General features: G+C 35.5%; 14 protein-coding genes, 1 other RNA gene and 1 pseudogene. 9 read left to right on the top strand and 7 right to left on the bottom strand.

What is annotated here, in order from left to right:
* The first annotated feature begins 103 nt into the window (after nucleotides 1-103).
* A complete protein-coding gene (locus M4I44_RS19785) occupies nucleotides 104-2,293 on the top strand; it encodes a response regulator (protein ID WP_026110111.1) in 2,190 nt (729 codons plus the stop codon).
* Here M4I44_RS19785 and M4I44_RS19780 read toward each other — a convergent pair.
* Nucleotides 2,290-3,539, bottom strand: a pseudogene (locus M4I44_RS19780) (DEAD/DEAH box helicase). The gene M4I44_RS19785 and the pseudogene M4I44_RS19780 overlap by 4 nt on opposite strands.
* Before the next feature lie 137 nt (nucleotides 3,540-3,676).
* A complete protein-coding gene (locus tag M4I44_RS19775) occupies nucleotides 3,677-4,714 on the bottom strand; it encodes a formimidoylglutamase (protein ID WP_017497643.1) in 1,038 nt (345 codons plus the stop codon).
* Nucleotides 4,715-4,811: 97 nt separating this feature from the next.
* Between M4I44_RS19775 and M4I44_RS19770 the strand changes: the two genes are divergently transcribed.
* Nucleotides 4,812-5,690 carry a hypothetical protein gene (locus M4I44_RS19770; RefSeq protein ID WP_017497642.1) on the top strand — a complete coding sequence of 293 codons (879 nt, stop codon included), beginning with the start codon at nucleotides 4,812-4,814 and terminating at the stop codon, nucleotides 5,688-5,690.
* Nucleotides 5,691-5,767: 77 nt separating this feature from the next.
* Here the strand turns inward: M4I44_RS19770 and hutI are convergent, their stop codons facing one another.
* Nucleotides 5,768-7,006, bottom strand: coding sequence for an imidazolonepropionase (hutI, locus tag M4I44_RS19765; RefSeq protein ID WP_249965855.1), 1,239 nt, complete (start codon nucleotides 7,004-7,006; stop codon nucleotides 5,768-5,770).
* A 101-nt stretch (nucleotides 7,007-7,107) separates the two neighbouring features.
* On the bottom strand, nucleotides 7,108-8,160 hold the full coding sequence (locus M4I44_RS19760) for a glutaminyl-peptide cyclotransferase (RefSeq protein WP_249965854.1): 1,053 nt from the start codon (nucleotides 8,158-8,160) through the stop codon (nucleotides 7,108-7,110).
* Nucleotides 8,161-8,248: 88 nt separating this feature from the next.
* Between M4I44_RS19760 and ffs the strand changes: the two genes are divergently transcribed.
* From ffs to fsa, 3 genes are all read left to right on the top strand, one after another.
* Nucleotides 8,249-8,346, top strand: an RNA gene (gene ffs, locus M4I44_RS19755) — signal recognition particle sRNA small type.
* A gap of 195 nt (nucleotides 8,347-8,541) precedes the next feature.
* Nucleotides 8,542-9,345 (top strand): SDR family oxidoreductase, encoded by an 804-nt coding sequence (locus tag M4I44_RS19750; RefSeq protein ID WP_249965853.1) that lies wholly within the window; start codon nucleotides 8,542-8,544, stop codon nucleotides 9,343-9,345.
* Between the two features lie 44 nt (nucleotides 9,346-9,389).
* Complete coding sequence (gene fsa, locus M4I44_RS19745) at nucleotides 9,390-10,046, top strand: fructose-6-phosphate aldolase (protein WP_017497638.1); 657 nt, start codon at nucleotides 9,390-9,392, stop codon at nucleotides 10,044-10,046.
* A gap of 209 nt (nucleotides 10,047-10,255) precedes the next feature.
* Here the strand turns inward: fsa and M4I44_RS19740 are convergent, their stop codons facing one another.
* From M4I44_RS19740 to M4I44_RS19730, 3 genes are all read right to left on the bottom strand, one after another.
* The gene (locus tag M4I44_RS19740) at nucleotides 10,256-11,725 is read right to left on the bottom strand and encodes an MFS transporter (protein ID WP_017497636.1); all 1,470 of its coding nucleotides are present in this window, start codon (nucleotides 11,723-11,725) and stop codon (nucleotides 10,256-10,258) included.
* A gap of 176 nt (nucleotides 11,726-11,901) precedes the next feature.
* Nucleotides 11,902-12,603, bottom strand: a complete 702-nt coding sequence (locus M4I44_RS19735; RefSeq protein WP_017497635.1) for a LytTR family DNA-binding domain-containing protein — start codon at nucleotides 12,601-12,603, stop codon at nucleotides 11,902-11,904.
* The gene (locus M4I44_RS19730; protein WP_089076976.1) at nucleotides 12,593-13,645 is read right to left on the bottom strand and encodes a sensor histidine kinase; all 1,053 of its coding nucleotides are present in this window, start codon (nucleotides 13,643-13,645) and stop codon (nucleotides 12,593-12,595) included. Before M4I44_RS19730 ends, M4I44_RS19735 begins: the two co-directional genes overlap by 11 nt.
* Nucleotides 13,646-14,065: 420 nt before the next feature.
* Between M4I44_RS19730 and M4I44_RS19725 the strand changes: the two genes are divergently transcribed.
* The 4 genes from M4I44_RS19725 (at nucleotide 14,066) to M4I44_RS19710 (ending at nucleotide 22,972) form a co-directional block, all read left to right on the top strand.
* Nucleotides 14,066-17,098, top strand: a complete 3,033-nt coding sequence (locus M4I44_RS19725) for a SusC/RagA family TonB-linked outer membrane protein (protein WP_249965852.1) — start codon at nucleotides 14,066-14,068, stop codon at nucleotides 17,096-17,098.
* Nucleotides 17,099-17,108: 10 nt separating this feature from the next.
* The gene (locus M4I44_RS19720) at nucleotides 17,109-18,692 is read left to right on the top strand and encodes a RagB/SusD family nutrient uptake outer membrane protein (protein ID WP_017497632.1); all 1,584 of its coding nucleotides are present in this window, start codon (nucleotides 17,109-17,111) and stop codon (nucleotides 18,690-18,692) included.
* 116 nt (nucleotides 18,693-18,808) lie between these two features.
* On the top strand, nucleotides 18,809-20,746 hold the full coding sequence (gene nagB / locus M4I44_RS19715) for a glucosamine-6-phosphate deaminase (protein WP_249965851.1): 1,938 nt from the start codon (nucleotides 18,809-18,811) through the stop codon (nucleotides 20,744-20,746).
* 159 nt (nucleotides 20,747-20,905) lie between these two features.
* Nucleotides 20,906-22,972, top strand: a complete 2,067-nt coding sequence (locus M4I44_RS19710; protein ID WP_026110110.1) for a beta-N-acetylhexosaminidase — start codon at nucleotides 20,906-20,908, stop codon at nucleotides 22,970-22,972.
* Nucleotides 22,973-23,228 lie beyond the last annotated feature (256 nt).

Genomic DNA, 23,228 nt, shown 5'->3' with positions numbered 1-23,228 from the left:
ACTTTGAAAACTTTTAAAGTCCAAATAAAAAAGAAGCTGTATTTTTAATAGAAATACAGCTTTTTTTTATTTTTGATGTATATTTGGTCAAATTAGCCTATTTATGCCCCGAATACGGATTCTTTTGCTGCTACTGCTGGTGTGTCTGAATTGTTTTGCCAATTCAGCCATTATGCAATCTGAAACGGTGCCGGAGGCAAAGATTAATAAACTTGTAGAGGAAGCCTGGGGCGACTACAGGAAATCAAATTTTGAAAAGTCACTCATCACCTCGCGAATAGCATTAAACTATGCTACAGCTGCTAAGAATAATAATTTAATAGCAAAATCGTATAAAATAATTGCCGGAAATTACAATGAATTGTCGGAATTTGATAAAGCTATTTTTTTCTATAAAAAAGGATTGTTTTATGCTGGTAAAACCAATAACGATTCCTTAAAATACAGTCTTCATAATAATCTTGGTAATATTTATTGTTTTGAGAAAAAACAGTTCAACCTGGGAATTAATTATTACAAAAAATCCATAGCCTACAGTTTAAAATTAAACGAGATGGGGCAAGTATATTTTACAAACGTAAATATTGCCTGGGCTTATTTTGATATAGGAAAATTTAAAGAAGGATATCCGTTTCTAAAATTTGTAAACAGCAATAAGAGTAAATATGGTGACGAGTCCACAGAGATCGTTGTAAACATGCTAAACGGGATGTATTATAGTTACCATAATGATTATGAGTTGGCCAATGTTTTCTTTCTCAAAGCAATTCAGGCGGGTAAAAACAGTGACGAGCGATCGGATTTGTCATATTCACATCAGGAATATTCTAAGTTCTTAAACAAAATAGGGAAGTATGAAGAGGCTTATGTGAATCTGGCTTCATACAATAAAATAACAGAAGAATTGTACAATGAGGAAAAACTCAAAAAAGCCTCTATTGCCGGTTTTAATTTAGAATTAGACGAATACAAAAGGCAGATTGATAAGATAGAAAGTGAGAAAGATTCACAGTATCAAAGTCTTAAAAAGTCAAGGATTATTGTGATTTTATTTGTTCTGATTTCGCTGATTCTTTTGGTTCTCATTATCACTCTGATTAAAAACATCAGGTTTAAGAAAAAACACAATGCAGAGCTTTTAGAAGCCAAAGAAATTGCAGAGGAAGCCTCACTTCTTAAAAGTCAATTTATTTCGACTATAAGCCATGAATTGCGTACACCATTGTACGGTGTGGTTGGAATCACCAATATGCTGCTGGAAGAACACAAAGAACTGTCCAGAAGTCAGCATTTGAGTTCGTTGAAATTTTCGGCCCGTTATTTATTATCCTTGGTCAATGACATTCTTCAGATCAATAAAATTGAGGAGAATAAAGTGGTATTGGAGAATTTGACATTCAATATTTCCGATGAGATTATGATGATTAAGAATTCGCTGTCTTTTTTATCGCAAAAAAACAATGATAAAATCACGGTTTCTATTGATCCCTGCATTCCCGAGTACCTTATTGGAGATAAGTTAAGACTTGCTCAGATTTTAATGAATCTGGTGAGTAATGCGCTTAAGTTTACAAAAGATGGCGAAGTTGAAATTATCGTAAAACTGAATCGCTTTGAAGGAAAGATGTATTTTCTGGATTTTTGGGTAAAAGATAACGGGGTGGGAATCGCAGCTGTAGACCAGGATAAAATTTTTGAGAAATTCGTACAGGTTGGAAGAAAAGATGAGGATTATCAGGGAACAGGCTTGGGATTGAGCATTGTAAAACGATTGTTGGGGCTTTTTGGTAGTACGATTGATTTGAAAAGTGAAGTAGGCTTTGGGACTTCATTTTCATTTACTATTCCGTTTGAATTCGATCCTCAAAAAACAAAACTGATTATTGAAGAGATAGAGGTTGATCTGAGTTCAAATGAGGTGTATAAGATTCTAATTGTAGAAGATAATCTCATCAATCAGCTGGTCACGAAAAAAATCATCGAAAAACACAATTATGTCTGCAAAGTTGTTGATGATGGCTTTGCAGCTCTAAAAATGCTGGAGAGCGAAAATTTCGACCTGATTTTAATGGATATCAACATGCCTTTGATGAATGGTTTTGAAACTACGAGAAGGATTCGTTCAAAAGGGCTTAAAACTCCCATTATAGCGCTTACTGCTTTTGATAAAGACGAGATTACAGATGAAGCGATTTCTTCAGGAATAAATGATATTATTATCAAGCCGTTTGAACCGGTACGCCTTTTTAAGATAATGAATTACTTAATATTGGAAACGAAAAACGCCGGTTAATACCAGCGTTTTTTATTTTGTTTAGAAGCATTTGATTTTCTCGATTTATGAGCACCACCGCTTCGGTTTGAGTTTTTAGGTTTTTCATCCGTCGCTCCCGGGCTTCCTGAGTGCCATGGGTAAGGATGATCGGTAATGGTTTTTACCTCTACTTTAATAAGTTTCTGAATGTCTTTCCAGTAAGGCTGTTCGTCTTTACCGCAAAACGAAATAGCAATTCCGCCATTTCCGGCACGCCCCGTACGTCCAATCCTATGCACATAAGTCTCCGGAATGTTGGGTAAATCAAAATTGATAACAAAAGGCAATTGGTCAATATCGATTCCTCTTGCAGCAATATCGGTCGCAACAAGAACGCCAACTTCTTTGTTTTTAAACGCATCTAAAACACGCTGTCTGGCATTTTGAGATTTATCTCCGTGGATAGCTTCGGCAGGAATGTCTTTTTACGAAGCGCTTTTACCACATTGTCAGCACCATGTTTGGTTCTTGAAAAAACCAGAACATTAGACAGGTTTTCATTTTTGATCAAATGATACAATAAATTTCTTTTTTCTGTTTTTTCTACAAAGTAAATGCGCTGCTCAACCGTTTCTGCCGTTGATGAAACAGGTGAAACTTCTACCTTTTCGGGATCTTTTAAAAACATTTCAGCCAGCTCGCGAATGGCAATCGGCATAGTAGCAGAGAATAATAAAGTCTGCCTGTTTTTAGGAGTCAGTTTTACAATTTTTTTGACATCATTGATAAAACCCATGTCCAGCATTTGGTCAGCTTCATCCAGAACCAAAGTGTGTAAATGATCGAGATCCAGGAACCCTTGTTTGTGTAAATCAAGTAAACGACCCGGGGTTGCAACTAAAATGTCAACTCCATTTTTTAGAGCGTCTACCTGAGGATTTTGTGAAACCCCTCCAAAAATGGTCAATTGTGTTAAGTTGGTATATTTGGCATAAGTGTCAAAACTTTGGCCAATCTGAACCGCTAATTCACGTGTAGGAGTAACTATAAGAGCACGGACTTGTTTGGCCTTTTTAGAGGAGCCTACAATTCGGTGTAATTGGTGTATGATTGGAATAGCAAATGCTGCTGTTTTTCCGGTACCGGTTTGTGCACAGCCAATTAAATCTCTTCCTGACAAAACGATCGGGATCGATTGTTCCTGAATAGGAGTAGGATTTAAGTAACCTTCTTCAAATACGGCTTTTTGTATACTTTTTGAGAGTGACAGATCTTCGAATAACATATCTTGACTTATTAAGAATTTAGTTTTAAGTACTAAAATTCAGTGCAAAGATAGGTTTATTCGTTTAATCCTTTATTTGAATATTGCTTTATTTGGCAAACGCCTATTTTTTTTGATTAGTAAAGTTTCTGTTGCGATTAGATTTTTTCGTTATTCGCTTTAATAAAATCTGTTACTAAATAGCCTATTAGCTTGCCAATTAAATTGTTGTTCGGAGAATCGGCCAGATCCGGCGCGCCCTCACAAATATGCAGATACGTCGCATTTTTATGTTGTCCGAAAAAGGAAATAAACTGACGTACTTGTTCTACCGAAAAACCGCTGATGGTCATAGCGCTGCTGGCAATGTTTGGAAGAGCATCCAAATCGATTTCGATTCCGAAAGAATCTGTTCTGATGAATTCTAAAGCCAGAGCCATTTCTCTGTCAAAATCTTTTTCCCTGCGAATGCTGACGCTGTCGTACGTATTATAGCGAACGCGGTCTTCCAGTTTTTTGATGATGTCTAAAACACTTTTAGAAGTATAGTTTTCATGCAGACCAAAAATGAAGTATTTTTTTAAGAAACCTTCTTCATAGGCATAAGAAAAACCGTTGCCGCTATGACGTCCTTCAAGGATTCTAAAATCAGAATGCGCATCGAAATTGATAGCGTTAATAGGTTTTCCCTTGGCCAAAGCTGATCCTTTTATATTTCCGTAAGCATTGTTGTGTCCGCCTCCAATAATAATAGGTGTTTTTCCTGCTTTTATAAGAGTAAAGATAATGTGTGAGACTTCTTTGTCTATTTTTTCGACTAATTGACTAAGTTTTGACCGGTCGTCGATATCGTTGAAATCAAGATTTTCAACATCGCGCATTTCCGCAGCAACGTCCAATTGTCCTAAAACAATAATCTGACTGCCTTTAGAAAAACGATTGTGCTGAATGTTAGCAATACTTTTCATAGCACTTTCCCATGCCGATGCTGCTCCCGGTCTGCCGTAGTTGGCACGCACGCCAATATCTTCCGGAATTCCGAAAAGGACATATTTAGCTTCGCTCTCTTTTAGAAACTGAATCTTGTCAACTCCTTTAGGGATGACGATCATTTTCTCTCCGAATTTTATTTCACCACTTCTGTGATTGGTAATTTTTGCTAAATCGTTAACAGTAAAAGGAATGAGTTTCTCCATGAAAAAAAAAATTTTTCAAAAATACTATAATTGTAGAAACTTACGTTAATACCTTTATATTAATTCTTAAATTTGTTTTAAAGAAAATTTTTTAAATATGGAAAACCCAAAGAACAACAACTCAAGTCTAAAGGCGGTAATCGCAGTTTTAGCAGTCCTACTGATTGGTAGCTTAGTGTATATTTTTAAATTATCATCTGATACAGATGTAGTTAAGACTGAACTTACAACGACAATGACAGAAAAAGAATCTGTTATGAAAGATTTACAGGAGTTAAAAGCAACTTACGATGCTGCAATTGCTGAGAATACTTCAATGTCTGATGAGTTAATTCAGGAAAGAGATAAAGTAGTCGCTCTAATGGATGATTTAAATAAATCTAAAGGAGATGTCTCTAAGTACAGATCACAAGTTCAGGCAATGCAAGGTAAAATGAAAACTTTAGTTGCTGAAAACGATGAGTTGAAAAAACAAAATGGTGTTTTAACAGTTCAAAGAGACAGTACAATTGTAGTTTTAGGAGAGTCTAAGAAATACAATGAAGTTTTGGTTGGTCAAAACGAAGAATTGGCTAAAACAGTTGAAAAAGGAGCTAAATTATCAGTTTTAAATACTAAAACAATTGCTTACAAAGTAAGAAGCTCTGGTAAACAAATCGAAACGGATAAAGCAAGCCGTGCTGATGTATTGAAAGTAAGCTTTACAATTGCTGAAAATCAAATCGCAAAATCAGGAGATAAAACGTACTATGTTCAGGTTATTGACTCTAAAAACAATGTTTTAGGAGAAAAGAGAACAGAAAGTTTTGGAGACAATACTTTAACGTACAGTTTTAAAACTACTGTTAAATATGAAAATAAAACAGTAAACGTTTCAGAGGATTTAATTGGTAAGGATTTCGAAAAAGGAACGTACTTTATTAACGTTTTTGACAATGACGAATTAGTTTCTAAAACTAGTTTCACTTTAAGATAATACGCTGTCTAGGACAAATACCACTAAAAGTAAAAAAGGTCTGTGATTTTTCACAGACCTTTTTTTTTTAGGTTTTACTATTTTAGAATTTTTCCTTCAAGAAAAACGCTTTCGATAAGATTGCTTCCAAAAGCGTAAGGGATTTGATAGTAAGAGGAAATGGGTTTTGTAAGGATCAGATTGGCTTTTTTACCTTTGGTGATACTTCCGTGTGTTTCAGAAATTCCCATCGCGTAGGCGCCATTTATAGTAGCGGCATTTATAGCTTCTTCAGGAGTCATTTTCATTTTAATACAAGCCGTTGCAACTACAAAATTCATGTTTCCGGATGGAGTAGAACCGGGGTTAAAGTCTGTAGCCAGGGCAATTGGCAGGCCTGCTTTTATCATTTCACGAGCCGGAGTGTAAGGAATACTTAAAAAATAAGAACAGGACGGTAACGCAACAGGCATCGTTTCTGTGTTTTTTAAAGCCTCAATGTCTTCCGGGTTCATAATTTCAAGATGATCCACTGAAAGGGCGTTGTATTTGATTCCGGCCTGTATTCCGCCAATAGAATTGAATTGATTGACATGAATTTTAGGTTTCAGTCCATATTGTATTCCGGTTTCCATGATTTTTTCTGTTTCTTCAACAGAGAAATAACCAGTTTCACAAAAGGCATCCACATAATCGGCCAGTTTGTTTTGGGCAATCTCAGGCAGCATTTTAGTGATGATTTCATCAATATAACCTGCTTTGTTTTCTTTGTAATGCAAAGGGAAGGCATGTGCTCCTAAAAACGTTGCTTTTATGGCAATCGGATAATTCTGAGCTAATTTTTGAATTACGCGAAGCATTTTGAGCTCACCCTCGATAGTTAGTCCGTACCCTGATTTAATTTCTACAGCTCCGGTTCCCAAATGCATGACTTCTTCTAAACGAAGTTTCGACTGCTCGTAGATTTCTTCTTCAGTAGTTTCATTGAGTTTTTTAGCCGAGTTTAGAATACCACCGCCACGATTGGCAATTTCTTCATATGAAAACCCATTGATTCGGTCTACAAATTCCTGCTCGCGATTTCCTGCATATACAATGTGGGTGTGACTGTCGCACCACGTAGGCAATATAACTCGTCCTGTTGCGTCGATTGTCAGATCGGCATTGGTTTCTGGAAGATTTTCCATCAGGCCGTAATCCTGAATAAGATCGTCTTTTAGAATTAAATAGGCATTTTTAAGCGTTGGAAGTATGGCCATTTCTGTTCCTGATACTTTGGCTATTGAAGTTTCGCGAACCTGAAGTAGTTCTTTTATGTTAGTTATAAGAGTTGTCATTATTTTGAGGTATAAAGTAAAAAGCACAAATTTCACAATTATCACACAATAGATTAGTGAAATTAGTAAAATCTGTGTTTAAAAATTTGTTCTTAATTGTTTTATTCTGAAACGGTTATTTCGAACATTTTGATCCAGTTTTTACCGGTAACAAAAATAGTTTTAGTTTTTGGGTTGTAAGCAATTCCGTTTAAAACATCATCTTTCGTTACATCAGTCATAAGTTTGCGTAATCCTGACATGTCCAGAATTCCTTCAACGGCTCCGGAAGTAGGGTTTACGACAGCAATAGCATCCTTAAACCAAACGTTGGTATAGATTTTTCCGTTAATCCACTCCAATTCATTAATGGCTTTAATTTTTGAAGTTCCCGAATATACGTTGATGTAATCTATCATTTTTTGCGTTGCAGGATCCATTTTCCAGATTTTCTCTGTTTTGTCCGTTTGATAAATGTATTTCCCGTCATTCGTCATTCCCCAGCCTTCGATATCTTTCTCGTACGCAAAGGTTTTTTCCAGTTTTAAAGTGTTAGCATTGTAGATAAAACCTGTTTTGTTTTGCCAGGTCAGCTGAAATAATTTGCCGTTGATGAACGTAATTCCTTCACCAAAGTATTTTTTGTCTAAATCAATTTGCTTGAAAATTTTCCCGGTTTTATAATCGTATTTTCTCAAGTAAGAAGCTCCTTCCTGACCGGTGCTTTCGTATAAAGTGTCTTTATAGAATTCTAATCCTTCAGTAAAAGATTGTTTGTCGTGCGGATAGGTGTTGATTATTTTATATTTTAATAATTTAGGTTCTATATTAGAAACTAGCTCTACACGTTTAGTGGCATCTGAGGAATCTGATCCAAAATAAACGGTAGCTTTTAGGTACTGATACCCTAATCTTTGTTCTTTTAGTTCAAATTTGAATTTTTCTGCACCTTTAGTACTACCTACTTTTTTATCGTTTACAAAGTAGGTAATGCTGTCGATTTCTTTCGAATTTGGGTTTAAAATACCGATCGAAATGGCTTCCTGAGGTAAAAAATGGGCTGGAAAAGCCGAATCATCGATAGTAAACAAAGAATTTTCACCTTTTTTTGTATCTCCACATCCAATTAATGTGATTCCTAATAAAATGACAGTTAGGAAGTTATAATTTTTCATAGTTTAAAATTTGAATAAGCCAATATACGATGATATTTTTATAGCAACAAAGGTCTTGCAAAAATATAAAAAGATTGTATATTTGCACCGGCAAGTCCTACACGACCAGCTCCTGCAGACTCCCCCAGGATGGGAACATAGCAAGGGTACGTGGTTGAGCGGTGCGATGTAGGTCGCTTGCCATTTTTTTTTTTTTTTTTTTTTTTTTAGTTCCCGATGTTTCGGGATTTTTTTTTAGAATTAATTTAAAAGTAGTCTTCCTTATGGAGGATTTTTTTATTTTTGACCCTTTTGAAAGTTAAAGTTAAGTGATGGAAATTAAAAATTTCTCCACATAACCCATAACCCATAATCCATAACTCATAACTCAAAACTTAAATAATGAGTAAAGTTGTTTTAATTACCGGCGGATCTTCAGGAATTGGAAAGTCAATTGGAGAGTATTTACACCAAAAAGGTTTCGTGGTATACGGAACGAGCCGAAATCCTGAAAAGGTACAGAGCTCTGTTTTTCCATTGGTTGCTTTGGATGTTCGTAATACAAATTCTATACAGTCGGCAGTAGCTCAGATTATTGCAGCTTCCGGAAGGCTGGATGTTGTCATTAATAATGCCGGGGTTGGAATTACCGGACCTTTAGAGGAGATTCCGACGGAGGAAATCAAGAATAATTTTGAAACCAATTTTTTTGGACCAATTGAAGTGATGAAATCGGTTTTGCCTCAAATGCGAGAGCAAAAATCAGGTTTGATTATCAATATTACTTCGATTGCAGGTTATATGGGATTGCCATATCGCAGTGTGTATTCGGCTTCAAAAGGGGCTTTAGAATTAATTACAGAGGCTTTGCGTATGGAAGTGAAGTCGTTTGGAATTGAAATTACGAATGTGGCGCCGGGTGATTTTGCTACAAATATTGCAGCAGGTCGTTATCATGCGCCGGTGGTAAAAGGTTCGGCTTACGAAAAAGTGTATGGCGATATTCTGGCAACGATGAACGAACATGTTGACGCAGGGGGGAATCCAAATGAAATGGCTGAAGCTGTTTATAAAATCATCCAAAAGGAAAAACCAAAAGTACATTATAAAGTAGGGGCTTTTATGCAGAAGTTCTCCATTGTTTTAAAACGTGTATTACCGGATAAAGTTTATGAAAAAATGCTGATGAATCATTATAAGTTGTAATTTTGCACGAAATTTTTAAACACACAATTAAATATAAATAGATTATGAAATTTTTTATTGACACGGCTAATTTAGCTCAGATTAAAGAAGCACAGGCTTTAGGAGTTTTGGATGGTGTAACAACTAACCCATCATTGATGGCTAAAGAAGGAATTACCGGAAAAAACAACATTTTGAAGCACTATGTTGACATCTGTAATTTGGTTGAAGGAGATGTAAGTGCTGAAGTGAATGCGCTGGATTTTGACGGTATGGTTAAGGAAGGTGAGGAGCTGGCTGAATTACATGACCAAATCGTGGTAAAATTGCCTATGACGAAAGAAGGTGTTATGGCGGCAAAATATTTTTCTGATAAAGGAATTAAAACGAATGTAACTCTTGTGTTTTCAGTAGGACAAGCTATTTTGGCTGCAAAAGCTGGAGCAACTTATGTGTCTCCGTTTGTAGGTCGTTTAGATGATGTTTCAACTGACGGATTGAATTTAATCGAAGAGATTAGATTGGTATATGATAACTACGGTTACGAAACTCAAATTTTAGCAGCTTCTGTGCGTCACACGATGCACATTGTAAATTGTGCTAAGATTGGTGCTGATGTTATGACTGGGCCTCTTTCTGCAATTTACGGATTGTTGAAACACCCATTAACAGATATTGGATTGGCTCAGTTTGTGGCTGATTTCGAAAAAGGAAACAAGTAGTCCTTAGCTATTAAAAAACTTAAAACGCCATTTTTCAATAGAAAGATGGCGTTTTTTTTATGTTGTATATATAAACCCAACAGGTTTCAAAAATCTACCGGGTTTGTGTATTTATTATAAAAAAAAACAAATCTCAAATTCAAATTCCAAACCTTTAGTGAGCGTTTGGAATTTGAATTTGAGATTTGGAATTTAAAATTTTATTCGGTTTAGTGACCTCCGCCTCCGCCTTCAACGTGGTTGATCCCTTGTCTTTTTAAAATTTTAGGGCAATAGAAGCCATAAAATCCTAAATAAGCAAAACCTAAAAGAGGAACGATGTAGGAGAAGTGTGTCCACGTGATTCCGAAAATTCCGTTTGGACTTGTAAGGTCGATATCACAGATGCTTCCCTGAATTAAAGGAATAACTCCACCTCCAAGAATCATCATGATTAAGAATGAAGATGCTTTTCCGGTGTTTTTACCTAAGCCGGCAATCGCTAAATCAAAGATAGACGGCCACATAATAGATAAGAATAAACCTCCGGAAATGAAGAAGAATTTAGCAATTTGCGGGTCAGGATAAACCAATCCGGCAAACATCATTAATACTCCTGAAATTCCGAAAAGCATTAATGTTTTACCTGCATTTTTACCTCCAACAAAACTTACTGCTATAAATAATAAGATCCAGATTGGGTAAATGTAAAAAGAAGAAACATCGTGTGCAGCAAAAAGGTTAGCGCCAATGATTACTCCAAATGCCAAAGCAGGAACGATAAATTTAAGTGCTGTATTTACTAAGTTTGAAGTGTTGAAAACGTTAACACCACCATTCCATCGGCCAATCATTAAACTTCCCCAGTAAAGGGCAATAAATGGGGCGATAGCATCTTCCAGGATGTTTCCAAATTCATGTGTATGCAATAAGGCAGGAAGGTTACTGATAATGGTTACCTCTGTACCTACGTAGATAAAGATTCCTAACATTCCTAAATAAAGCTGCGGGTAGTCTAGTATGTTGAATTTTTCGTGAGCTACTTTAATTTCTTCTTCGTCCTCTTTTGCAGGATCTTCAATTTTGGAGAAGTTCATGAAAACGGCTACGATGATAAAAGCAAGTCCAAGAATAATAAAAGGCAGTTTAATGTCCTCTAAAGAAAGAGCTGTCTTTTTGTTATCTCCCATTCCGAATAAAGCTATTCCCAGTAAGATAGCTCCAATTGTAGTTCCGAAAGAGTTAATTCCACCCGCTAAAGTCAAACGGTGTGCACCTGTTGCAGGGCTTCCCATTTTAATGGCAAGAGGATTGGCAACAATTTGCTGGATAGAAAACCCTAATCCTACCGTAAATAAAGCGGTTAAGAAGAAAGGGAAGCTTTCCATTGTTGCAGCGGGAATGAATAAAAATGATCCAACGGCAGATAGGAGTAAACCGGCAGAAAGTGTTTTTTTGTATCCAAATTTTTGTAAAACATCTAATTTTAAGGACACCAAAAAGAAAATCAAGGAACCTACGAAGTATGCCGCATAAAAGGCCCAGGCTACTAATTGTGATTGTACTTGCGATAAGGTGAATACTTTCTTGAAAACAGGAATCAGGATGTCATTGGCAGAACCAACAAAACCCCAAAAGAAGAAAACAATTATCAACGAGATAAACTGTCCCCATTTGGTTTGAACATTTTCTGAACTCATAATTTAAGAGGTTAATTTTTTATTTTATTGTTTTTTGAAGACCGTAAATATATTTGTTAAGTGTATCAAAAAAAAATAAAAAGCTACAAATAATGTTAAATTTAAACCAACGACATTATTTTTTCAACAATGTGTTAGTTTTTACTGAGTTACAAAAACGATTTAGGAAGCTGAATTTATTCCAGAATTTTGTTTTTTACTTCTTTGCTGTAATTTCTTCCAATTGGAATGGTGTAGGATTGTATTTGAATACGATTACCCTCTATAGATTTTACTTTGTTGAGTGCGATTACGTATGATTTGTGAATGCGCAGGAATCGGTCAGCCGGTAATTCTTCAGATAAAGAAGTCAGAGATTTGTGTGTAATGTAGGTTTTGTCGGAAGTCACCACTTTTATATATTCTTTCATGCCTTCAACAAACAGAATTTCTTCAATATTAATTTTCATCATTTTTTTATCGACTTTAATAAAAATATGAGAGTCTCCTTTTACGGTTTCGACTTTAATATTGTTTTTCAGGTTGTATTCTGTGGTGATTTTATTAATGCATTTTATGAATCTTGGAAGCGGGATAGGTTTTACTAAATAATCCAGAACATCCAGATCGTAACTTTCGGCGGCAAATTCTCTAAAAGCGGTTGTGATGATAACTTTGGTTTTGTTTTCGATTAAGCTAATAAGTTCGAACCCTGTCATCATAGGCATGTTAATGTCTAAGAATACAGCATCGACAGTGGTACTGTTTATAAAATCAAGCGCTTCCAAAGAATTATTAAATGTGCCGATTACTTCAAAATCTGTAAAATTGGTAAAATAATTTTGCAGGACTTTGATTGCTAAAGGCTCATCATCAACCAACACACATTTAATTTTCATTATTAAGAGGTATTTGCAAACGGATTATATAGTAATTTAATTTGATTGTGTTTTTTAGACTAAAATCGTTCTTGTAAATCAGTTTTAATCTTTTTTTGGTATTCGCCAGGCCAATACCACCTTTCGAGTTAAGATTTTGTGAAATTACAAAATTATTTAAGATTTCAAAGTCTAACATTTTATTGTCGATAACTTTACAATTGATTTTGATTTTGATATTGTTGTTATTGACTCCGCCATGTTTAAAGGCATTTTCTACCAATGAAATAAAGATCAGCGGAGGTACTACAATATCCTCGATATTCGATTCCAGATTGATCGTAACTTCTACATTCTCAAAACGTAACTTCTCGATTTCGATATAATTTTGTATGTAATCAATTTCTTTGATTAAGGGAACAGATTTGGTTCCTTTGACATCATATAAAACATACTCCATCAAATTAGACAGTTTTAAGATTACGTCCGGAACTTTATCGGAAGATTCTAGTGATAAAGCGTACAAGTTATTCAGCGTATTAAAAAAGAAATGAGGCTGAATTTGATTCTCCAGATATTTTAGTTTGATCTTAAACTGATTTTCTCTTAATGATCGGTTTCTTTCGCGTTCTCGCAACCAGGTTAGTGTAAGGTAAACAGAAGACGCCATGGCAACAACGTACAATTCTCCAATGCAGACTGCCAGTACGTGGTTAATGTCGAAGGTGTGATATTCACGGTTTGCCTCGGGCCAAATATTTTCGGATATAATATAATAGGTAAGACCGGTTTTTATTAAGTAGACACCCAATAGGCTTGCAACCATCATAAAGGTGTACTGAATGTACTTTTGTTTTAGCACCAAACGAGGAACTAATACAAATAAATTAAAATAGACTAATGGAATGTGTAAAGAGAATTCTATCAGGTTTGATTTGAATGAATAGGAGTAGTCATTAAAGTAGGCTCCCCATCTTAAAAAGTTAAGAGTAAAATAGCAGCTCCAAAACCAAACATGATTTTTAAGTTTAATGTCAAATTTCAATTTTCGTATTTCGTTCAACTTTTGATTACTAGTTTATAGGGATTTTCTTTAGCTTAAATATGATGCAACTTTAAACAATTACTTTTTAAAACGCAATTCTTTTAAATAAAATTTTATGATAAAAGAAATGTGTTGAGCTTTTTTGATGAGGTAACGTTTTCGTAATGCATATTTTGAAGCATTGGTTAAAGTTTGATCATAAATACCCTTAAGATGTTAATGATTATTAAATGATTGTTTAATAAAAGTGATTTTTTTGTAGTAAATATTTATTTTGTTGTAAAATTTTACAAGAAAATGGCTAGAAAACGTTTTCGAATAGCATATTATTGATTGTTTTATGTCGTTGGTTTAAAATTTAATGTTGTTTGTATAAATTATTTTTTTTAACAATCCCTTAAGAATAATTTTACCCTATAACTAACAAAATAAATTAACATGAAAAAAATTTTCTTAATCTTTATGATTGTTTTTACGGCGCAAGTTTCGCTTGCTCAGGTAAAAAGCATTAAAGGTGTGATTACAGATTCTGATGGAATGCCATTGCCAGGGGCTTCCGTTGCAGTACAAGGAGGTCAAAAGGGAACTACTTCCGATTTTGACGGAGTGTACTCAATTGAAGTTCAAAAAGGACAAACTTTAGTTTTTACTTATGTTGGACTTGAAACACAATCAATAGTTGTAGGTGATGCTGCTACAATTAATGTTAAAATGCTACAAGCAGCGTCAAATGCACTTACAGAAGTTGTTGTAACTTCATTAGGTATCAAGAAAACGAGAAAATCTTTAACTTATGCGGCTCAGGAACTTAAAGGGGAAGAGCTAACACGTGTAAGAGACGCGAACGTTATCAATACAATTGCAGGTAAAATTGCGGGTGTTGCTGTAACAAAAAGTTCTGCCGGTACTGGTGGTTCTACAAAAGTAGATATTCGTGGAAGCTCTTCAGCAACAAACAATCAGCCTTTGTATGTTATTGATGGTATTCCAATGTTAAACTCTGGTTCAGGTCAGCCAAATGATACTTTTGGTAGTTTGAATGGTGGTAACCGTGATGGTGGAGATGTTGTATCTTTAATTAACCCGGACGATTACGATGGTATGACGGTTCTAAAAGGAGCAGCGGCTTCTGTATTATATGGATCGCAAGGAGCAAATGGAGTAATTTTACTTTCGTCTAAAAAAGGAAAAGTTGGACAGTCAAGTTTTTCAGGTTCGTCTGTAACTACTTTTGAATCGGCTGCTTATTTGCCAAAGTTTCAAAAAGATTATGCTGCAAGAGCAGGGGAAGATGAGTCTTGGGGTGCGAAACAAAACATAAAAGATCATGTTAAAGATTTCTTTCAAACCGGAGTTACTCAAATTACATCTGTAGGATATTCTGCAGCAACTGAAAATTCTTCTACAGCATTAACTTATGCTAATACATCAGGATCAGGGATTATTCCAGGTAACGGAATTAAGAGAAATAACTTTGGAATTCGTCAAACTGCAAAGTTTTTTGATAACAAACTTACAGTGGGTGTAACTGGAAATTATACTACACAATCAATTGCAAATAAACCGGTAAATGGTCTTTACTTTAATCCACTTACAGGAGTTTATTTAATGCCAAGAGGAAATGATTTCAATTATTATAAAAATAATTATGAAGTTTTTAATCCGACTAGAAATTTAATGGCTCAAAATTGGATGACAAACAGAGATATTATGCAAAACCCATATTGGGCTATTAACAGAAATAAATCTGAAGACACAAACACTTTTTTCAACGGAGCAATTTCGGCTTCATACAAAGCAAATGAATGGTTAACAATTGCTTCAAGATATAGCTATAACAGAGTTGACAGTGGATTTGAAAAGAGAATTTTTGCTACTACTCAAGGAACACTTTCTCACGCTAATGGTAGATACATTAGTAATGATGCGGTAAGTACGCAACGTTATGGAGATTTAATTGCTACGATCAATACAAAATTTAGTGATGATTTTTCATTTAATGCTAATATTGGTACAAGTATTACCAATACGATGACGAATGACAGAACAATTTTAGATTCTGGAATTGGTGCCGGATTAAAAATAACGAACTGGTTTACACTTAACAACTTTGTAAACAATACAGGAAATTATCAAACAATCGACTCAAAAAGAGAAATACAGTCTGTATTTGCAGCTACTACATTGGGTTACAAAGACATGTTGTTCTTAGATGTTGCAGCTAGAAATGACTGGTCTTCTACATTAGTGAATACGAATAAAGGATCTTATTTTTACCCGTCTGTAGGTTTGACAGGTATACTTAGCGAGATGTTCAAAATGCCGGAGTCAGTTAGTTTTGCAAAAGTTCGTGCAACTTACGCTCAGGTTGGTAATGATGTTGCTGCTTTTGTTACTACTCCTGTAGATTTATATGTTCCGGGGAATAACAGTACACAACCTCAAGTTGGATTACAAAGAGGAACTACTTTAAAACCAGAGTTGAAATCAGAATATGAATTTGGTACGGAATGGAGATTCCTTAACAACAGATTTGGTATTGAGCTTTCTTACTATAATTCAACAACAAAAAATCAATATTTCCAATCTGCTGCGCCGGACGGAAGCCCTGAGGGAGTTAGATTTTATGGATTCAATGCCGGAAGTATCGAAAATAAAGGTTTTGAAATTGTTGTAAATGCTGGTATTGTTAAAGGAGATAAATTCTCATGGGATTCATCTGTGAACTTTTCTCAAAATAAAAATAAAGTAAAAGAACTTCCAGCTTCATCTAAAGGAATAGTGAATTTGACTGTTCCTGGAGTTAATAACTACCAATACTCTTTAATTGAAGGAAGACCGTTTGGTGTTATCATGGGGAAAAACATTCTAAAAGATGATCAGGGTAGAATTTTATTAGATAAAGATGGTAAAATTCAAGGTACTGAAGGTTTTACTGAAGTAGGTAATTCAAATCCTGATTTCATGTTAGGTTTCTCTAACACTTTCAAAGTTGGTTCTTTCTTTGCAAATGTTTTAATTGACGGACGTTTTGGTGGTAATGTTATGAGTATGACTGAAGCTCAGAATGATTTCTTTGGAGTTTCTAAAGCAACAGGTGATGCCAGAAACGCAGGAGGAGTTCCAGTAAATGCAATCAAACCAGACGGGACTGTAGTAACAAATATACCTGCTGAGGATTATTATAAAAAAGTTGGAGGTAGAGATGGAATTACAGGTGAATATGTTTATAAAGCGACAAATGTAAGTGTAAGAGAGATTTCTGTAGGATATACTTTCAATCCTAAAAAACTTCCAGTTTTCCAAACAGCTTCTATTTCATTAATTGCAAGAAACTTATTCTTTATATACAAAGACGCTCCTTTTGATCCAAACATTGCATTAAGTACAGGAGAGGGACTACAAGGTATTGATATCTATGGTTTACCTTCTACCAGAAGTATTGGTCTTAATTTAAATGTAACTTTCTAAATTAAAAAAAATGAAACTAAATAACATAAAAAAAACAGCTATCTGTATGTCATTTCTTGCTGCAGTAGGTTGTACAGGTAATTTTGATGAAATTAATACTAACCCTAATGGTTTCAGCAATGATCAATTAAAGGATGATTTTAATGATATCAAAAAAGGATTCGCTCCGATGTTTAACAACATTCAGGTTTTAGGGGATCAGCTTGAGTCTCAGTATCAATTACAACAGAATCTAAATGCAGATATTTGGTCAGGTTATATGGCTACTCCAACCCCTTTTAGAGGAGGAAGTAACAATACAACTTATGACTTAATTGACGGATGGAACAATGCTATTTGGACAAATGCTTATCCTACTGTTATGTTTAATGCATACGATATTGCGAACAAAACAAAAGGGAAATTTGACCATTTTTATGCACTTTCTCTAATCTTGAAAGTAGAAGGAATGCACCGTGTTACGGACATCTTTGGTCCTATCATCTATTCTCAATACGGTAAAAATGCGCCAATTGCTTATGATTCTCAGGAAGAAGTATACAACCAAATGTTTAGCGAGTTGGATTTTGCTGTAGATGAATTAACAAAAAGAGCAGATGCCGGAGAGCCTTTTGTATTTAAAGATGCGGATTTGTCTGGTTATGAAGGTAACTATGCTTCTTGGGTAAAATTTGCCAACACTTTACGTTTGAGATTAGCTATGCGTATCGTAAAAGTAAAACCTGCTTTAGCAAAAGCTCAGGCTGAAAAAGCGGTAGCACAAAAATTCGGAGTATTTACAGCTAAAAAAGATGCGTTTAGAATTGTATCTCCAACTTTTACAAACCCTATTGCTACCATTAGTGGTTCATGGTTAGACATTAGAATGTCTGCTGATATGGAGTCTATATTAAAAGGATACAACGACCCTAGAATGCCAATTTATTTTGATAAATCAGCTCAATTTACAGGTCAGTTTAAAGGAATTCGTACTGGTATAGCCATTGGAGGAAAAGGAGACCGTGAGCGTTTTTCAGGTATTGGAGAAGTGGTTAGATCTAAAACCATTTATTTAGTTACTACTGCCGAAGCTTATTTCTTAAGAGCAGAAGGAGCTCTAAGAGGCTGGAATATGGGAGGTGATGCTAAATCATTATATGAGGCAGGTATTGGAGCGTCATTTGACCAAAGAGAAGCTTCAGGTATTGCTAAATACTTAACGGATAATACTAGTCTGCCTGTAGCATATGTTGATCCTGTTGCTGCTGTAAACAATTCAGCTCCGGTAAATAATATTACTATTGCCTGGGATGATGCAGCTACAAATGAGGTGAAACTGCAAAGAATTATTACTCAAAAATGGATCGCAGGTTTCCCGGAAGGACAAGAAGCTTGGTCTGATTACAGAAGAACAGGATATCCAAAATTATTCCCTGTAGTGGTAAACAATAGTGGAGGAAAAATTACTACGGAACTTGGTCCTAGAAGAATCAACTTTACTTCAAATGAAGTACTAAATAATAAAGAAGGTGTAGCAACTGGTGTAGCTAAGTTAGGTGGTCCGGATAATGGAGGAACCAGACTTTGGTGGGATGTTAATGCTCCAAATTTCTAAAAAAAATAATCAAAGAATTAAAAGAATTTAAGTTTGGTTAGTAAATGGCGTAGACAACGAGAGTTGTTTATGCCATTTCATAAACCAAAATTGTAAATGTTATAAAAAGAAAAGAAATGAAAAGTGCTTTAGAAATAAAACCTGATATCAGCTATAAAAGCGCGGGGAAATTTGAAGAGACACGATTTGAGAAAATCCACAATGAAATCTTCAGGAATTCCGCAGAAGCTTCGGTAATTGTAGCACAGGAAATTGCGCAATTAATCCGATCTAAACAAGAAAAGAATAAATCTTGCGTATTAGGTTTAGCCACAGGTTCTTCTCCTATAAAAGTTTATGAAGAGTTGGTGAGAATGTACAGAGAAGAAGGCTTAAGTTTTAGCAATGTAATCACTTTTAATCTGGATGAATATTATCCGATGAGCAAAGAGAACAATCAGAGCTATCATTATTTCATGCATCAGCATCTTTTTAATCATATTGACATCAAACCTGAAAATGTAAATATTCCAGACGGAACCGTTGCCATTGAAGAACTTAATCAATACTGCATCGATTACGAAATGAATATTAAAAATGCAGGAGGACTGGATTTTCAATTATTGGGAATTGGCCGCACGGGTCACGTAGGTTTCAACGAACCCGGATCCCACATCAACTCGGGAACCAGAATCATTACACTGGATCACATTACAAGAGTGGATGCCTCTTCCGATTTTAACGGAATCGATAACGTTCCAAAAAGAGCGATCACCATGGGGGTTTCTACCATCATGAGATCCAAACGAATTGTACTAATGGCTTGGGGACAAAACAAAGCCGATATCATCAAGAGAACCATTCAGGGCGATATCAGTTCTGAAGTTCCGGCTACATTTTTACAAAACCACCCTAATGCGACTTTCGTATTAGACCAGTCAGCAGCTTCAGAATTAACCCGTTTCAAAACGCCTTGGTTAGTAGGAGAATGTATCTGGACACAAGAATTAAAAAGCAAAGCGATTGTTTGGTTGTGCCAAAAAACAAAACAATCTATTTTAAAATTAACAGACCGTGATTACAACAACAACGGAATGTCAGATCTTTTGGCGCAGGAAGGTTCTGCTTACGATTTGAACATCAATATGTTTAATGTTTTGCAGCATACCATCACCGGATGGCCGGGTGGAAAACCCAATACCGACGATTCGCATCGTCCTGAAAGAGCCAATCCGGCAAAAAAACGAGTGATTCTTTTTAGTCCGCATCCAGATGACGATGTGATTTCTATGGGAGGAACTTTCTCAAAACTGATCAAACAAGGTCATGATGTACATGTGGTATATCAAACCTCCGGAAATATAGCCGTTACAGACGACGAGGCACTTAAATTTGCCGAAGTGGCTAAGGATTTTCTTGGCGATGCTGCCTCGGGAATCAACTTTAAAGCTGTAATTGAATTTTTGAATAACAAATCAGAGAACCAAATTGATTCCCTGGAAGTTCGCAAATTAAAAGGACTTATCCGAAGAAGAGAGTCCTATGCAGCGACCCGATACATTGGATTAAAAGATGAAAACACGCACTTTTTAGATCTTCCGTTTTATGAAACCGGACAGGTAAAAAAGAATCCGTTGGGTCCTGAAGACATTGCTATTGTAAAGGACATCATTGCACAAATCAAACCCCATCAGGTTTTTGCAGCGGGTGACTTAGCAGATCCGCACGGTACTCATGAAGTTTGTCTGAATGCCATCTTTGCAGCAATGAAACAACTGAAACCGGAAAAATACATGGACGAATGCTGGTTGTGGTTGTATCGTGGTGCCTGGCACGAATGGGACATTCATGAAATTGATATGGCCGTTCCGCTTTCTCCATCAGAAGTATTGCTTAAACGCCATGCGATTTTGTACCACCAGTCACAAAAAGACCGCGTAATGTTCCAAGGAAATGACTCAAGAGAATTTTGGGTAAGAGCCGAAGACCGTAACAAAAATACTGCCGTCTTATATGACGAACTAGGATTGGCAGAATACGAAGCCATTGAAGCTTTTAAACGTTTTGATTATTAAAAATACCATATAAGATCCGGGTGAGAGTGGATCGCAATGCAAAATTCAGATTGGTTTCATTAGGAGTAGTGAGGATTCAATCGAAATCATTCTGAGTTTTGCTTTTATTATTTATTATTAATGTTGTGTAAAAGCAACATCTTTCCAAAAACAAAAAAAATGAAATATTTATTAGTCCTACTATTAGCGGGTGTAACTGCTAGTGCTCAGATTAAAAAAGAGCAGTTAAATCTTATGCCTTGGCCTCAAAGCATTGTGTTAAGTGATGGTAATTTTGCGTTAAATAAAAATTTTAAAGTAAATATTACCGGAAATCCAAATCCCCGAATTTTTGGCGGAGTAACTCGCTTTTTGCGTCGACTAGATGGTAGAACCGGTATTTTTTTCGAACAGGGATTTATTACCAAACTAAATGAAGTTCCAACAGCTGAGCTTCAAATCAATTGTACCAAGAGTGGGAAAATTGGTTTGTATGAAGATGAAAGCTATCACCTGGATATCAAACCAAACAAAATTACAATCAATGCAACAAGTGATTTAGGGGCCCTGCACGGTCTTGAAACCTTATTGCAAATGTTGCAGAATACGAACAACTCGTTTTATTTTCCGGTATCAAAAGTCTCCGATTTTCCAAGATTTACCTGGAGAGGTCTGATGGTCGACGCAGCAAGGCATTTTCAGCCGGTAGATGTGATCAAAAGAAATATTGACGGATTGGCGGCTATGAAGATGAATGTTCTTCACTGGCATTTGGTGGACGATCAGGGGTGGAGAATTGAAATGAAAAAACATCCAAAACTAATTGAAAAAGCTTCGGATGGAATGTATTACACACAAGAGGAAATTAAAAATATCGTAAAATATGCTGATGAGCGCGGTATTTTAATCGTTCCGGAAATAGATGTTCCTGGTCACGCATCTGCAATACTTACAGCTTATCCTGAGATTGGAAGTAAAGTAATCACACTGACAGGAGGAACTTCTGAAAAAAATATTCAGGGAACCGCAATTGCGACCTATGGAATTGAAAGAAATGCGGGTATTTTTTCACCAACATTAGATCCTTCAAATCCTAAAACATACCAATTATTAAGCGAATTATTTGATGAGGTTTGCCCGTTATTTCCAGGCGCTTATTTTCATATCGGAGGAGATGAAAACGAAGGAAAGGACTGGGATGCAAATCCAAAAATTCAGGAGTTTAAAAAGAAAAATAAGTTAACAACCAATCATGAACTGCAGACTTATTTTACCATGCAGTTAATTCCGATGCTTAAAAAACATGGGAAACAGTTAATGGGCTGGGAGGAAATTTTGACTAAGAATATGTCAAAAGATGCCATTATTCATGCCTGGAGAGGTCCTAACGAAGGAGTAGTAGCAGGTCAGTCCTTGATTGAATCAGTAAAAAAAGGATATAAAACCGTAATGTCCAATGGGTATTATATTGATTTAATGTATCCGGTGGCAAGTCATTATTTGAATGACCCTATGCCAAAAGGAGCCAATTTATCCACTGAAGAAAAAGCAAGAGTATTGGGAGGTGAAGCAACAATGTGGACAGAACTCGTATCATCAACAACAATTGATTCCAGACTTTGGCCAAGAACAGCTGCAATTGCAGAACGACTTTGGTCAGCCGAAGATATAATCGATTTGGCCAGTATGCGTAAACGTCTCGATGTAGTTTCTTTCAGATTAGAAGAACTGGGATTAACACACATTCGCAATAAGGATGTGATTTTAAGAAATATCTCAAACAATCAGAATACAGATTTCGTTGAGGAATTTACAAATGTTTGCGAGCCTTTAAAAGGGTATAAACGAAACAAAGGAGGAACCGAATATCAAATGTACTCTCCGTTAACTCTTTTTGCTGATGCCTGTACACCGGATGCTAAAGATTCTTTGGCTTTTGACGATGCAGTAGCACAATATTTAGCAAGTAAGACTCCGGAGAATAAAGCAAAAGTAACTGCATTTTTCAACAAATGGATTGCTGTAAACAAAGGACTGGTAGAATTGAGTGCAAATGCACCTTTGATACAGCACTTTTTACCTCTGTCCAAAAAATTGAATGATGCATCACAAGAACTATTACTTGTTTTAGATAACAAATCAACTTTAAAAGGAGATGATCTGAAAAATTTAATCGAGCAATGTAACAGTAAAGACCACGCTGATGTTGAGTTGTCAGTGTATGAAAGTCTTAAAAAATTAATTTAAAGATTTGTTTGAGTTAGTATTTAGTATGTTTTTTTACCATGATTATTTAGTAATTCGTTATCTCTGCCATATAGGTTTTTGGCAGAGATAATTATGGTAGACTTCACTAAATCTTTAACTCCTGACCAAAGAATAAGCATACAATTATAACCATATAAAGAAGTATTAACATTTAAAAACCAAATAGTAAGTCGCATACCACAAACATGACAAAAAGTAAAGTATTTAGATTGATGAATCCCAAATTTATCTTCTG

This window comes from Flavobacterium sp. B183 (assembly GCF_023539155.1).
Lineage (GTDB): Bacteria > Bacteroidota > Bacteroidia > Flavobacteriales > Flavobacteriaceae > Flavobacterium > Flavobacterium tructae.
The sequence above is the reverse complement of the archived record's forward strand: the minus strand, read 5'-3'. Positions and strand labels throughout refer to the sequence as shown.

Coding starts and splice junctions, on each gene's coding strand:
- M4I44_RS19785 (WP_026110111.1), top strand. CDS start 104: ATGCCCCGAATACGGATTCTTTTGCTGCTACTGCTGGTGTGTCTGAAT.
- M4I44_RS19775 (WP_017497643.1), bottom strand. CDS start 4,714: ATGGAGAAACTCATTCCTTTTACTGTTAACGATTTAGCAAAAATTACC.
- M4I44_RS19770 (WP_017497642.1), top strand. CDS start 4,812: ATGGAAAACCCAAAGAACAACAACTCAAGTCTAAAGGCGGTAATCGCA.
- hutI (WP_249965855.1), bottom strand. CDS start 7,006: ATGACAACTCTTATAACTAACATAAAAGAACTACTTCAGGTTCGCGAA.
- M4I44_RS19760 (WP_249965854.1), bottom strand. CDS start 8,160: ATGAAAAATTATAACTTCCTAACTGTCATTTTATTAGGAATCACATTA.
- M4I44_RS19750 (WP_249965853.1), top strand. CDS start 8,542: ATGAGTAAAGTTGTTTTAATTACCGGCGGATCTTCAGGAATTGGAAAG.
- fsa (WP_017497638.1), top strand. CDS start 9,390: ATGAAATTTTTTATTGACACGGCTAATTTAGCTCAGATTAAAGAAGCA.
- M4I44_RS19740 (WP_017497636.1), bottom strand. CDS start 11,725: ATGAGTTCAGAAAATGTTCAAACCAAATGGGGACAGTTTATCTCGTTG.
- M4I44_RS19735 (WP_017497635.1), bottom strand. CDS start 12,603: ATGAAAATTAAATGTGTGTTGGTTGATGATGAGCCTTTAGCAATCAAA.
- M4I44_RS19725 (WP_249965852.1), top strand. CDS start 14,066: ATGAAAAAAATTTTCTTAATCTTTATGATTGTTTTTACGGCGCAAGTT.
- M4I44_RS19720 (WP_017497632.1), top strand. CDS start 17,109: ATGAAACTAAATAACATAAAAAAAACAGCTATCTGTATGTCATTTCTT.
- nagB (WP_249965851.1), top strand. CDS start 18,809: ATGAAAAGTGCTTTAGAAATAAAACCTGATATCAGCTATAAAAGCGCG.
- M4I44_RS19710 (WP_026110110.1), top strand. CDS start 20,906: ATGAAATATTTATTAGTCCTACTATTAGCGGGTGTAACTGCTAGTGCT.